The organism is Streptococcus suis, assembly GCF_046032115.1.
Classification (GTDB): Bacteria; Bacillota; Bacilli; order Lactobacillales; family Streptococcaceae; genus Streptococcus; species Streptococcus suis_AJ.
On the sequence record NZ_JARQOZ010000028.1, the window covers coordinates 1 to 13,378 of the forward strand.

Consider the following 13,378-nt stretch of genomic DNA (forward strand, 5'->3'; position numbering starts at 1 on the left):
TTTTTAGTGTACCCTGTTTTCTAAAAAAACAACTAGATTTTTCTCAACTTTCTATTGACTTTTTACCACTAGACTTAAACTATTTTTAGAACCTGCATTTACAGTTCAGCACTTCTATCTAAAACTCCTTTTTCATCTTCTCACCCCCGCACAGCTCACAAGGTTCAGTGAACCTTGTGAGGTTGGAAATGAAGCGAACTCTGTTCGCAACAGTCGTAGAGGTCAGATTTGGAGTGTAAAACACGAATTGCTGAGATTTGTTTCACAAATCCTATCTCCAACCTTTAACAGTCCACTGGACTGTTAAAGCCAATCAACCACTGCGCTGAGATGTTGACACGAACTCTGAGAAGTAGCATTAGCCTCAAAAACTGCTTTGATTAGCAAAAAAAATTTCTTACATAAAAGCACGAGACTTGTGAATAGGGAAGCTGACCAATAGCGACCTGTGTGATGTAGGGAAGCAAATTATTAGGGATGTCTTGTGGACTTTCTCCCAGTAATCCCGACTGATGAGCACCTATAGGATTAAAATACCTTAACAGGGTTATCTTCCAAGTCTGATCTGAGTGGTACAAATCACGCAAAATATTCTCAAGCATCAATTTTGTTCTACCGTATGGATTGGTTACAGAAAGTTTTGCATCTTCTGGAATAGGCGTAACCTCTGGGTCACCGTAAACCGTAGCCGACGAACTAAAAATTAGCTTTTTACACTGATGCTTTCTCATAACAGAAAGTAGATTCAAAGTGCCTGTGATGTTGTTTAGGTAATATTCTAAAGGTTTTTCTACAGATTCGCCTACAGCCTTAAGTGCCGCAAAATGAATCGCTGCATGAATACTTCCTTAGCGAAGACCTCTTCAATAAACTGTTCATCACACAGATCTCCCTCATAGAAAATAACAGACTTGCCTGTGACATTAGCAACCGCCTCTAAACTTTTCTTGCTGGAGTTAATCAAGTTGTCAACCACAACAACATCATAGCCGGCCTCAAGTAACGCTATACAAGTATGAGAACCTATATAGCCACAACCACCTGTAATTAATATTTTCTGCACGTTTTAATCCTTCCATTTTATTAACAGCAATGCTACCAGTATACCCCCCCCCCCCCGTCATTTTGTCAAATTTTCAACTCACGCCGCAGGACAAACGCATGAAGAAAATGCATGTAACCATACTGTTAGAAGACTAAATTCAGAAATACGAAAAGTATTAAAATTCGCTAAACGAGACAAACTTTCCATTACTGATTTTACTGACGGAGTTATCATCGCAGGACAAGCTAGTCGGAAAGTCAAAACTGAAAAAGCTATCACAAGTACTGTTGATTACTATAAGCTTCTATCAACTTGAAAATATAGCATAAACAAGGAATACAATATTCTTGACTACTTGCTCTATCTTCAATTAAAAACAGGTCTACGCTTTGGTGAAGTCTTAGGTTTATACTCATTCGATTTCAAAATCTGAACAAACCCATTTTCTATGGACAATACTTTTTAGATTCTCACTATTTAACCCTCAAATGATTTCTTGGAGCTTATCAATGACTGATTCCAATGTTTGAAAGGCTCTGTTCTTAAAGCCACGTTTCCGGATTTCTGCCCAAACTTGTTCAATGGGATTCATCTCTGGGGTATATGGTGGTATGAATGTAAATTCAATATTATCAGGAATTTCAAGTGTCTGAGATTTATGCCAATTTGCATTGTTCATGACTAAAATGATGTAGTCATTGGGATAAGCTTCTGATAATTGTCGTAAAAATTCATTCATCCAAGCAGTATTACAACCACCAGCTATTATGAAGAAAGATTCACCTGTATGGGCATCTACCGCACCATAGCAGTAACGAAATTCGCGGATGTGATGACTTGAGATATTCGGACGGTGCTTTTTAGGGCTCCAACATGCCCCTAGTTTACTAATCCAACCAACCCCTGCCTCATCTTGATACAAAAAGTCTGCTGGGAGCAGACTTTTTCCTGAGCTCGCAAATTGGAAAGCGAAGACGGGTTTGCCTATAGGAATTTTGTTCAAGAAACCGCTTACTCGATTTTTCCTTGTACAAATATTTTATTTTTAGCCGCTAGAATCATCGTTTCGGCGTCTGCTTTCTTTGGATGTTCTGGACGGGGAGTTACTTTTGTTGCTTACTGCGTAAGCTTTATTTCCCGTCTCAAAGAATCTTTTGATTCTTTGACCCATCCATGACGTTTCAATAGTTGGTAGAAGCCATCTTTAGTTGTCGTGCGACCAATTTTATCTTGATAAGCTCTATAAAGGGATTCAACAGTTACAAATTCTCCATTTACAGCAGAAGTTAACTGCTCACCCAAGAAGGCTTGTTCTTCTCCAACTGTCATATAAGAGTGGCGACGACCTCCTCTAGCATCTGAGGTAAGCCCTGTTAAGCCATGTTCTTGATATTTCTTAGTCAGTCTCCAAATTGTATCGTGTGAGACATCCAGCATGTCCATAATCGTTTTGTAGGGAGTATGGATAGCCCTGAGATATACTGCTTGAATACGTTTGTGATAAGGTGCTAAGTTTTTATCTTTTAGAGCTGTTTTGAGCTCTTTAATCATTTCGTTAGTAAATTCCATGTTTCTATCATACTTCAGTTTTTGAAATTAGTTAAGTATAAGAAATTAGTCCAAGATAATAGAGATAAAAATAAAAACACAAATAGTTCGGCTGGATTTCATTAAATCAGCTTGAATCTATCTGTGTTTTAAACATAAGGAAAGAGAGAACGCATTTCGTCCTCTCTAGGTGTTAGCTTTTCATCTACCCACTACAGTTGACAAAGAGCCAATATATAGATGTTTTATTGTCCATAATCATACTGATTATAACTCTTATTGAAGGAATCTAAGATGTCTTTTGCAGTTTCATTATATGGAGTTGTTGATTCAAGAACTCCTTTTACAATGATACGTTGTGTTGCATTATAGTCCGTACATGTTACCAAGGTAACTTCTGTACGTCCTTCTACATCATCAATGACATAGACACTTTCAGGCGAAACAATTTCCACACTATCAATAACGTAGGTGTAAACATTGGTCTTGTCAGTAATATAGATTTTCATGCCGTTCTTAGCACGATCAAGCGGTGAAAAGAGAACATCTGCCGCACCAGTTACACCAAAAATATGGTGGCTGGCCAACGCATAATTTCCTTTCCCCATCTCTTGGTTTTCCTTCATGGTACCAGCTCCATACATGAGCGAAGTATTGAAGACCCCTTTAAAAATAGGAAGGTTGATACCAAGCTCGGGAACCGCAATTCCACCAATTACAGGTAAGCGTTGTGCATCCCACTGAGCTGCTAAAATAGCCTCTGTAGAAATAGATTGAACCTGATCGAAATCAAATGTTGTTTCAGCCTGTTTATTCTTTTCGATATCCTCTGTCGTAACATTGCTAATCTGGTATTTATTCGTATTCCAACCAATAATAAAATTTCTAATTGATGTATTAAAAATCAATGCTAAAGAAATCAATATCAATACAACTGTTAAAAGATTGCGCCAAAAAGAACCTTTACTCTTCTTCTTTTTTTCACGTTTTGACATGATTATTTATTCCTTTTCTTCTTTAATTTCGGCAGCATCTACCAAGGCAAAGGTCATGATTTTCGCTTCATCATTCAAGCGCATCACTTTTACACCCATGGTTGAACGACCTGTTTGTGAAATATTTGCAACACTTGTACGAATAATCACACCAGTATCAGTAATCACCATAATGTCTTCATCACCAGATACAGTTGTCAAACCTGCCAGAGAACCGTTTTTCTCAGCAACCTTAAGGGTCTTAATTCCCTTACCGCCACGACCTTTTGTTGGGTACTCGCTGGCTGGGGTACGCTTACCAAAACCTTTTTCTGTCAAGACAAGAACTTCCTGATCATCTGAAATCATGGTCGCACCAACTAACTGGTCTCCCTCGCGTAGTTTAATACCGCGAACACCAGTCGCAGTACGGCCCATATTACGAACATCTGTTTCTGTAAAACGAACAGAATAGCCAAATTTGGTCCCCATGATAACATCTGCCTGGCCATTGGTCAAGAAAACGTTAATCAACTCGTCATCTTCTTTCAAGTTCAATGCCTTGAGACCACTTTGACGGATATTAGCAAATTCTGAAACACTGGTCCGCTTGACCACACCTTGACGGGTTGCAAAGAAGAGATAACTATCTGCCTCCTGGTCCTTAGTTACATTGATAATAGTTTGAATTGCCTCGTTTTCTTCCAATTTAAGCAAATTGACTACTGGAAGTCCCTTTGCAGTACGACCATATTCTGGGATTTCATAGCCTTTGAGACGGTAAACACGTCCCTTGTTAGTGAAGAAGAGCAAGCGATCATGAGTGCTTGTAGAGACTAATTCTCGTACAAAATCATCATCCTTGACGCCAGTTCCTTGAACCCCACGTCCTCCACGCTTCTGAGCTTGAAACTCATCCTGTGCTAAACGCTTGATGTAGCCTTGATTTGACAAAGTGATTAAAACATCCGTTTCTTCAATCAAGTCCTCATCTTCAAGGGAAAGAACTTCACCAACCATCAATTCTGTACGGCGTGGGTCAGCATATTTACGTTTGACTTCTTCTAATTCGTCTTTAATAATCTGAACAACACGCTCAGGCTTAGCTAGAATGTCAGCCAAATCTGCAATCAATGCCACTAACTCATCATATTCTGATTGAATCTTGTCGCGTTCCAAACCTGTCAAACGACGAAGACGCATATCAAGAATAGCCTGACTCTGACGTTCAGAAAGGTCAAATTTCTCCATCAATTCAGCCTGGGCAATAGCATCAGTTTCTGAATTGCGGATAGTGCGAATGACTTCATCAATATGGTCAAGAGCAATCAGCAAGCCTTCTAAAATATGAGCACGCGCTTCTGCTTTTTCCTTATCAAATTGCGTACGACGAGTGACGACTTCCTTCTGGTGTTCAATATAGGACTCTAAAATCTGACGGACAGATAAAATTTTCGGCACACCATTTTGGATGGCCAACATGTTGAAACTAAAGTTGGTTTGAAGCTGTGTTTGCTTGAATAGGTTATTCAAAATTACGTTAGCAGAAGCATCACGACGAACTTCGATAACAAATCGTACACCTTCGCGGTTGGATTCATCCCGAACAGCCGTAATCCCGTCGATGCGCTTTTCTTGCACTAATTTAACAATGTGCTCTTGTACTTTGGACTTGTTGACCATGTATGGAAATTCTGTTACGACAATTCTCTCACGGCCATTGCCATATTCTTCAATCTCCGTACGAGAACGGAGAGTAATAGAGCCTTTCCCAGTCTCATAGGCCCGGTGAATACCAGATTTCCCCATAACCAAGGCACCAGTTGGAAAGTCAGGTCCAGGCAAGACTTCCATAATCTCACGTGTTGTTACCTCGGGATTGTCCATAACCAGCTTAACTGCCTCGATTGTCTCACCCAAGTTGTGTGGAGGAATGTTGGTAGCCATACCAACGGCGATACCAGTCGTTCCGTTAACCAGAAGGTTAGGGAAACGAGCAGGTAAAACCTCAGGCTCACGTTCACTCGCGTCATAGTTATCCGCAAAATTTACCGTATTCTTGTTAATATCGCGAAGCATTTCAAGCGCAATCTTGCTCATGCGTGCTTCTGTATAACGCTGAGCGGCTGCTCCGTCGCCATCCATGGAACCAAAGTTTCCGTGACCATCAACCAACATGTGACGGTAGCTCCACCATTGTGCCATACGAACCATTGCTTCGTAAATCGCACTATCTCCATGTGGGTGATATTTACCCATAACATCCCCTGTGATACGGGCTGATTTTTTATGTGGTTTATCCGGTGTAATTCCTAATTCATTCATCCCATACAAAATACGGCGATGAACCGGCTTCAGACCATCACGTACATCAGGCAGAGCACGTGAAACGATAACACTCATCGCATAGTCGATGAAGGATGATTTCATCTCATTGGTCAGATTAACCGTTACTAAATTTTTATCTTGCATTATATGCCTCTTTCAACAGTCATTGTGCTTCTATTATACCATATTGGCGAATAAATTTCTTTGTTGGAAACTAGCATGTAAACATTTTCAAAGGTGCTTTCACAAGTGACAAAACCTTTAAAAAGTGCTAGAATGGAATATGGTCGGGATGAAGTCATCCCCAAATAAAACTAAGGAGATGTTTAGCAATGACTGCAACTAAACAACACAAAAAAGTAATCCTTGTCGGTGACGGTGCCGTAGGTTCTGCTTATGCTTATGCTCTTGTTAACCAAGGGATTGGTCAAGAATTGGGTATCATCGATATCAACAAAGACCGTACTCAAGGTGATGCAGAAGACTTGAGCCACGCATTGGCCTTCACATTCCCTAAAAAAATCTACTCTGCTGAGTATTCAGATGCTCATGACGCAGACTTGGTTGTATTGACAGCTGGTTTGCCACAAAAACCAGGTGAAACTCGCCTTGAATTGGTAGAGAAAAACCTCCGTATTAACCAACAAATCGTTACTGAAATCGTTAAATCTGGTTTCAACGGTATCTTCCTTGTTGCTGCTAACCCAGTTGACGTATTGACTTACTCAACTTGGAAATTCTCTGGTTTCCCTAAAGAGCGCGTTATCGGTTCTGGTACTTCTCTTGACTCAGCTCGTTTCCGTCAAGCATTGGCTGAGAAAATTGGTATCGACGCACGTTCAGTACACGCCTACATCATGGGTGAGCACGGTGATTCTGAATTCGCAGTTTGGTCACATGCAAACGTTGCAGGTGTGAAATTGTACGACTGGTTGCAAGATAACCGCGATATCGATGAGCAAGGTCTTGTTGACTTGTTTGTATCTGTTCGTGATGCAGCTTACTCTATCATCAACAAAAAAGGCGCAACTTACTACGGTATCGGTGTTGCACTTGCACGTATCACTAAAGCAATCTTTGATGATGAAAATGCAGTACTTCCATTGTCAGTTTACCAAGCTGGTCAATACGAAGGTGTTGAAGATGTCTTCATCGGTCAACCTGCTATCATCGGTGCCCACGGTATCGTTCGTCCAGTCAATATCCCATTGAGCGAAGCTGAATTGCAAAAAATGCAAGCATCTGCTAAACAATTGAAAGACATCATCGATGATGCTTTCGCAAACCCAGAAATTGCAGCTGGTGTTAAAAACTAATTATATAAAATAGTAAAAAAGGTGAGCAATGGCTCGCCTTTTTTACCTTCTAATATCATAACGTAACATAGCAATTCCATCTGTGACAGTTGACTCTATAACTCCTCTTCCTTTGAATAGGATGATTATTCATTTCCTGTATAGCAAAGAACATGATAAAAAGGTCCACTGGACCTTGTTCGCTTTCGTATTTTCGAGCTCATGATAAAAAGGTCCACTGGACCTTTTTATTTAGATTTGATATAGTTGATACCGTCTGCTTTAGGAGCGACTGCTTTACCAAAGAAAGCAGACAGAGCAATAACAGTAATCAAATATGGTGCAATTTGAAGATAAACCGTTGGAATATCTTTCAATCCTGGTAATTGTCCCCCCACTACTGCCAAACTTTGCGAAAGACCGAAGAATAGACTGGCAAGCATAGCGCCAATTGGATTCCACTTACCAAAAATTACAGCTGCTAGAGCGATGAAACCTGAACCTACGATTGTTGTTGCAGAGAAGTTGATATTCACTGATTGAGCACTTACAGCTCCACCAACACCACCAAGGAAACCAGCAATCAACACACCTGCATAACGCATAGCGTAGACATTGATTCCCAAAGTATCCGCTGCCTGCGGATGTTCACCTACTGAACGAAGGCGCAAACCGAACTTGGTTTTATAAAGGATGAACCAAGCAAGAAATGCTGTTGCAATAGCTACATAACCCATCAAGCTTGTATTTTTGAAGAAAATTTCACCAATGATTGGAATATCTGCCAAGATAGGGAATGAAAATTTACCAAATGATTCAGTAATACTATCAGTTTGACCCTTATTATAGATAACCTTGACTAGGAAAACTCCCAATGCTGGAGCCAAAAGGTTCAACACCGTACCTGATACAACGTGGTCTGCACGGAAATTAATCGTCGCCATCGCATGAATAGCTGCAAAGACAATACCAGCAAGACCTCCTACAATAACAGCTAATAATGGAGTAGCATTACCAAATGTCCCTGCAAATTCGATATTGAAAACAACACCAGCAAAGGCACCGATAACCATGATTCCTTCTAGACCAACGTTTACAATACCACCGCGTTCAGAGAAAACTCCTCCAAGACTGGTAAAGATTAAGGGTGCTGAATAAATCAACATTTGCGAAATGAGTAAGGCAAGAATTGAAACATTCATCTTATTTCGCTCCTTTCGCTTTATTTCTAGATTTTAATAATTGTTCAAAAATAAATTTCACACCGATAAAGAAAATGATTGATGCAGTAACAACGTTGATCAATTCAGGTGGAATCTGTGCACGTACCATACCTGGGGCACCGACAGAAAGAACACCGAATAGAAAGGCAGCCAATGGAATACCTAACGGTGAATTAGAAGCTAAAAGCGCTACTGACATACCATTAAAACCAATATCCAAGTTACCGCTTTGAATGTAAACGTTTTGGAAAGTCCCCAAACCTTGGATAGCTCCCCCAAGACCCGCAAGAGCACCTGAAATAATCATAGATAGAATAATTGTACGTTTCGCAGACATACCCGCATAATCCGATGCTGTTGGGTTAAGCCCCACTGAGCGAATCTCAAAACCAAGAGTCGTTTTGGTCAATAGGAACCAAATCACAAAAACTGCAATAATGGCAAAGAAAATACCAATATTCATACGTGAGTTATCTGTCAATGCACGGAGCCACTCTGTTTGGTAAGAAGCATTTGCTGACACGTTAACTGTCGAGTCTGTATTCTTCATCAAACTATCTGCAAATACATCACGAATGATATAGTTACATGAATAGAGTAAGATGTAGTTCATCATAATCGTAACGATAACTTCACTTGTTCCCAAATAGGCACGTAGAATACCTGGAATAGCTCCAGCAATACCGCCTGCCAACATAGCAATCAAGACTGTTCCCAAAATCAAAACTGGACGTGGTAAGTCAGGATTCGCCAAGGCAAACCATCCAGCAAAAACCCAACCAACATAGGCCTGACCAGACAAACCAACGTTGAAGAAACCTGCACGACTAGCTACTGCGAAACCGAGAGCAGTGAAAACAAGTGGTGCCATTGCACGGAAAATTTCACCAATTGATTTGATATTACCAAAAGCTGAATAGAATAACTCTTCATAGCCCCAAATTGGATCGTAGCCAAAAACAAGCATGACAATCGCTCCAAGTAGGATACCGCTGACCACAGCCATTAATGGAAGGGCCAAATTCTTATATTTATTAAGCATGTTCTTCTCCCTTCTCAATATGTCCACCTGCCATCAAGACACCTAACTCTTGTTTATTGGTCTTAGCAGGTTCAACAATACCATGGATGACGCCATCATGGATAACAGCAATTCTATCTGATACATCCAAAATTTCATCCAATTCGAAGCTGACAACAAGAACAGCCTTACCCTTATCACGTTCTGCAATGAGACGCTTACGAATATACTCAATAGCACCAACGTCCAAACCGCGTGTTGGTTGGCTAACAATGAAAAGGTCTGGGTTGCGATCGATTTCACGCGCGATGATAGCTTTTTGCTGGTTACCGCCTGAAAGAGCCTTGATTGGAACGAGTTCACTCGCCCCACGAACATCAAATTCTTCCATTAATGCGCGTGCTTTTTCATTAATGATATTATAGTTCAAGATACCATTTTTTGAAATCGGTTCTTTATAGTAAGTTTGAAGCGCAAAGTTCTCAGCAACAGTCATCGGAAGAACGAGTCCATCGCGATGACGATCTTCGGGAACGTGGCTCACTTGCATTTCTGTAATTTTACGTGGAGTTTTACCAACTACTTCCTCACCTTTGATAGTGATTGAGCCAGATTTTACCTTACGTAAACCAGTGATTGCCTGAATCAACTCACTTTGACCGTTTCCGTCGATACCGGCAATACCAACAACCTCACCTGCTCGAACATCAAGCGACAAGCCCTTAACTGCTGGGATACCACGGTTTTCATTGACAACCAAATCCTTAATTGACAAAATGACTTCTTTAGGACTCGCTTCAACTTTCTCTGTTTTAAAGGAAACGGAACGTCCAACCATCCACTCAGCCAAATCTTGGTTTGTTGCTCCTTCAACGGCAACTGTTTCGATTGATTTACCTCGACGAATAACTGTTACACTATCGGCAACTGCACGAATTTCATCCAATTTGTGCGTAATCAAAATAATAGATTTACCTTCTTCAACCAAGGCTTTCATAATTTTCAAGAGCTCTGCAATTTCCGCAGGGGTCAATACAGCTGTCGGCTCATCAAAAATTAAAAGGTCTGCTCCACGGTAAAGTGTTTTAAGGATTTCTACACGTTGCTGTGCACCCACAGAAATATCTGCAACCTTTGCAGTTGGATCAACTTCAAGACCATACTTAGCAGAAAGTTCTTTAATTTCTGCGATAGCTTTTTTAAGGTCAATCACGCCACCTTTGGTGGTTTCAGAACCAAGAATGATGTTCTCAGCAACTGTGAAAGCATCAACCAACATAAAGTGTTGGTGCACCATACCAATACCCAATTGGGCTGCTTTGGATGGAGAGTCAATCTTCACGGATTGACCGTTGATAACAATTTCACCGCTTGTAGGTTCCAACAAGCCAGCAAGCATGTTCATCAGAGTAGATTTACCCGCACCATTCTCACCAAGAAGGGCATGGATTTCACCACGTCTGACATTCAAATTGATGTGGTCATTTGCTACAAATTCACCAAATATCTTAGTGATATTGCGCATTTCAATGACATAATCCTTAGTCATAATCTATTATCCTTTCTGACTATAGCCTTCTGAAAATTCTTCAGTACCACTTTAGTACTTAAAATTCTTCATCAACTATACCATTTTTGTCAGTAAAACCTACCATAGCTGATAGGCTTTACTGAGAAAAATCTCAGCCCGAAAACGGCGACCCCGTCGGGTCGCCGAATCGGAATTGTCGAAAAGAAATTCATTAAGGTTTTTCAGGAACTTCTACTTTGCCATCCAAGATAGCTTGCTTAGCATCTGCAACTGCTTTAGAAGCATCTTCTGAAAGGTTAGTTTCTGCCAATTCAACACCTTTATCTTTCAATGAGAATTGAAGTACTTGACCACCAGGGAATTCACCAGCGACAGCTTTAGTTGCAATATCTTTAACTGAAGTACCAACTTGTTTCAAAGTTGAAGCCAATACAAAGTTAGAAGACTTACCATCTTTAGAAGTATATTCACCTTCTGCTGATTGGTCACGGTCAACACCGATTACCCAAACTTTATCTGCTTCATTACGAGTTTCATTTTCTGCTTTAGCAGCAGCAAACACACCGTTACCAGTACCACCAGAAGCGTGGAAGATAACATCTGCACCTGCAGCATATTGAGCAGCTGCAAGAGTTTGACCTTTAGCAGCATCACCAAATGAACCTGCATAGTCAACTGTAATCTTGATGTCTTTGTTTACAGACTTAGCACCCGCAACGAAACCAGCTTCAAAGCGATCGATGATAACACCTTCCATACCACCGATGAAACCTACGTGGTTTGTTTTAGTTGACTTAGCTGCAGCAACACCAGCAAGATATGATGCTTCATGGTCCGCAAAACCTACGCTAACTACGTTGTCTTGATCTGGAACAACACTATCCACGATTACATAGTGTGTGTCAGGATTATTTGGTGCAACCTCAGCAATCGCACTCTCCAAGGCAAAACCAATACCGAACACAAGGTTGTAACCACCAGCAACAGCTGAATCAAGGTTTGTAATGTATTCTGATTCATTAGCTGATTGGAAGTAATCGTAGCCATTACCTTTAGAAAGACCAGCTGCATTACCCCATTCTTGAAGACCTTCCCATGCAGATTGGTTAAATGAACGGTCATCAACACCACCAATGTCAGTAACGATAGCAGCTTTCACAGATGTGTCCGCTGATGAAGATGCTTCTGAGCTACTGCTTTTTGAAGCACGGTTACCACATGCAGCCAAAGATACAGCCGCAACAGCTGCTAGACCAAGTCCAACAAGTTTCTTGTTCATTTCTGAACCCTCCTAAAAATCTTTTTGCAACTACATTGTTGCAGAGTAATATTGCTACAGTCAAATGACTGTCATACAGACTAGGTTAAGTCTGTAAAGGAATATGGAAGTAATTCCCCGACTGTCATCTCGACTGTCGATTTATCTTTAGCGACCAAGGTCACTTTTAAATCCTTATCAAAAAATTCTGCCATAACTTGGCGACAAGCTCCACAAGGAGATATTGGCTTTTCTGTTTCACCATAAATAATGATTTCAGAAAAATCTTTCACTCCTTCAGAAATGGCCTTGAAAATAGCTGTCCTTTCAGCGCAATTGGTCAAACCAAAGCTCGCATTTTCAATGTTTACACCCGTAAATATTTCTCCTGTCTTAGCTACAAGAACTGCACTAACTGGAAACTTTGAGTACGGTACGTATGCTTTTTGACTGTTTTTTACAGCTAATTCAATTAAATCAATAGTCTCCATCCGCCTGTGCTCCATTCATGATTGCAACGCCAGAAGATGCACCGATACGGCTAGCCCCAGCATCGATAAAGGCAATGGCATCTTCATAGGAACGAGCTCCACCAGAAGCTTTAACACCCATCTCAGCACCAACTGTTTTTCTCATAAGGGCGACATCTTCAACAGTTGCACCACCAGTTGAGAAACCAGTTGACGTCTTGACGAAATCTGCACCTGCTTGTTTTGATAGTTCACAAGCTTTTACTTTCTCTTCATCTGTTAGAAGGCAAGTTTCGATAATCACTTTTACAAGCTTATCACCACTTGTATCGACAACTGCTTTAATATCTTCTAAAACAAGGTCATAGTTTTTATCTTTCAAGGCACCGATATTGATGACCATGTCGATTTCGTCAGCACCATTTTCAATAGCATCTTTGGTCTCAAAGGCTTTGACAGCTGGTGTATTAGCTCCTAGAGGAAAACCGATAACAGTACATACCTTAACATCTGTACCTTTCAAGCCTTCTGCAGCAAATGATACCCAGGTTGGGTTGATACATACACTGGCAAAGTCATATTCTTTGGCTTCTTCTAGCACCTTTGTAACTTGTTCTTTTGTTGTTTCAGGTTTAAGAACTGTATGATCGATGAATTTATTTAATTTCATTATTTTCTCCGTACA

Annotated in this window: 9 protein-coding genes and 3 pseudogenes; 1 reads left to right on the top strand and 11 read right to left on the bottom strand. The window is 40.6% G+C overall.

Features of this window, described 5'->3' with window-relative positions:
* Positions 1 to 413: 413 nt before the first annotated feature.
* The 5 genes and pseudogenes from galE to gyrA form a co-directional block, all read right to left on the bottom strand.
* Positions 414 to 1,063, bottom strand: a pseudogene (gene galE, locus P7J36_RS08450) (UDP-glucose 4-epimerase GalE); the annotation flags it as partial.
* Between the two features lie 394 nt (positions 1,064 to 1,457).
* Positions 1,458 to 2,467 (bottom strand): annotated as a pseudogene (locus tag P7J36_RS08455) (IS630 family transposase); the annotation flags it as partial.
* A 3-nt stretch (positions 2,468 to 2,470) separates the two neighbouring features.
* Positions 2,471 to 2,614: pseudogene (locus P7J36_RS08460) on the bottom strand (hypothetical protein); the annotation flags it as partial.
* A gap of 224 nt (positions 2,615 to 2,838) precedes the next feature.
* Positions 2,839 to 3,588: a class A sortase gene (locus tag P7J36_RS08465; protein WP_105131043.1), complete on the bottom strand. Its 750-nt coding sequence runs from the start codon at positions 3,586 to 3,588 to the stop codon at positions 2,839 to 2,841.
* 6 nt (positions 3,589 to 3,594) lie between these two features.
* Complete coding sequence (gene gyrA / locus P7J36_RS08470; protein WP_408551659.1) at positions 3,595 to 6,039, bottom strand: DNA gyrase subunit A; 2,445 nt, start codon at positions 6,037 to 6,039, stop codon at positions 3,595 to 3,597.
* A gap of 188 nt (positions 6,040 to 6,227) precedes the next feature.
* Between gyrA and P7J36_RS08475 the strand changes: the two genes are divergently transcribed.
* Positions 6,228 to 7,211 (top strand): L-lactate dehydrogenase, encoded by a 984-nt coding sequence (locus tag P7J36_RS08475; protein WP_014637860.1) that lies wholly within the window; start codon positions 6,228 to 6,230, stop codon positions 7,209 to 7,211.
* A 227-nt stretch (positions 7,212 to 7,438) separates the two neighbouring features.
* Here the strand turns inward: P7J36_RS08475 and P7J36_RS08480 are convergent, their stop codons facing one another.
* From P7J36_RS08480 to deoC, 6 genes are all read right to left on the bottom strand, one after another.
* Positions 7,439 to 8,392: an ABC transporter permease gene (locus P7J36_RS08480; protein ID WP_408551658.1), complete on the bottom strand. Its 954-nt coding sequence runs from the start codon at positions 8,390 to 8,392 to the stop codon at positions 7,439 to 7,441.
* A 1-nt stretch (position 8,393) separates the two neighbouring features.
* Positions 8,394 to 9,455, bottom strand: a complete 1,062-nt coding sequence (locus P7J36_RS08485; protein ID WP_002935270.1) for an ABC transporter permease — start codon at positions 9,453 to 9,455, stop codon at positions 8,394 to 8,396.
* The gene (locus tag P7J36_RS08490) at positions 9,448 to 10,983 is read right to left on the bottom strand and encodes an ABC transporter ATP-binding protein (RefSeq protein WP_002935272.1); all 1,536 of its coding nucleotides are present in this window, start codon (positions 10,981 to 10,983) and stop codon (positions 9,448 to 9,450) included. Before P7J36_RS08490 ends, P7J36_RS08485 begins: the two co-directional genes overlap by 8 nt.
* A 193-nt stretch (positions 10,984 to 11,176) precedes the next feature.
* Positions 11,177 to 12,244, bottom strand: a complete 1,068-nt coding sequence (locus P7J36_RS08495; protein WP_002940836.1) for a BMP family lipoprotein — start codon at positions 12,242 to 12,244, stop codon at positions 11,177 to 11,179.
* A gap of 80 nt (positions 12,245 to 12,324) precedes the next feature.
* Positions 12,325 to 12,714, bottom strand: coding sequence for a cytidine deaminase (locus tag P7J36_RS08500; protein ID WP_002940839.1), 390 nt, complete (start codon positions 12,712 to 12,714; stop codon positions 12,325 to 12,327).
* Positions 12,701 to 13,363 carry a deoxyribose-phosphate aldolase gene (gene deoC / locus P7J36_RS08505; protein ID WP_408551657.1) on the bottom strand — a complete coding sequence of 221 codons (663 nt, stop codon included), beginning with the start codon at positions 13,361 to 13,363 and terminating at the stop codon, positions 12,701 to 12,703. Before deoC ends, P7J36_RS08500 begins: the two co-directional genes overlap by 14 nt.
* Between the last annotated feature and the right edge of the window lie 15 nt (positions 13,364 to 13,378).

Excerpts from the sequence above, each read along its gene's own strand:
- P7J36_RS08465 (WP_105131043.1), bottom strand. The coding sequence starts at position 3,588 with ATGTCAAAACGTGAAAAAAAGAAGAAGAGTAAAGGTTCTTTTTGGCGC.
- gyrA (WP_408551659.1), bottom strand. The coding sequence starts at position 6,039 with ATGCAAGATAAAAATTTAGTAACGGTTAATCTGACCAATGAGATGAAA.
- P7J36_RS08475 (WP_014637860.1), top strand. The coding sequence starts at position 6,228 with ATGACTGCAACTAAACAACACAAAAAAGTAATCCTTGTCGGTGACGGT.
- P7J36_RS08480 (WP_408551658.1), bottom strand. The coding sequence starts at position 8,392 with ATGAATGTTTCAATTCTTGCCTTACTCATTTCGCAAATGTTGATTTAT.
- P7J36_RS08485 (WP_002935270.1), bottom strand. The coding sequence starts at position 9,455 with ATGCTTAATAAATATAAGAATTTGGCCCTTCCATTAATGGCTGTGGTC.
- P7J36_RS08490 (WP_002935272.1), bottom strand. The coding sequence starts at position 10,983 with ATGACTAAGGATTATGTCATTGAAATGCGCAATATCACTAAGATATTT.
- P7J36_RS08495 (WP_002940836.1), bottom strand. The coding sequence starts at position 12,244 with ATGAACAAGAAACTTGTTGGACTTGGTCTAGCAGCTGTTGCGGCTGTA.
- P7J36_RS08500 (WP_002940839.1), bottom strand. The coding sequence starts at position 12,714 with ATGGAGACTATTGATTTAATTGAATTAGCTGTAAAAAACAGTCAAAAA.
- deoC (WP_408551657.1), bottom strand. The coding sequence starts at position 13,363 with ATGAAATTAAATAAATTCATCGATCATACAGTTCTTAAACCTGAAACA.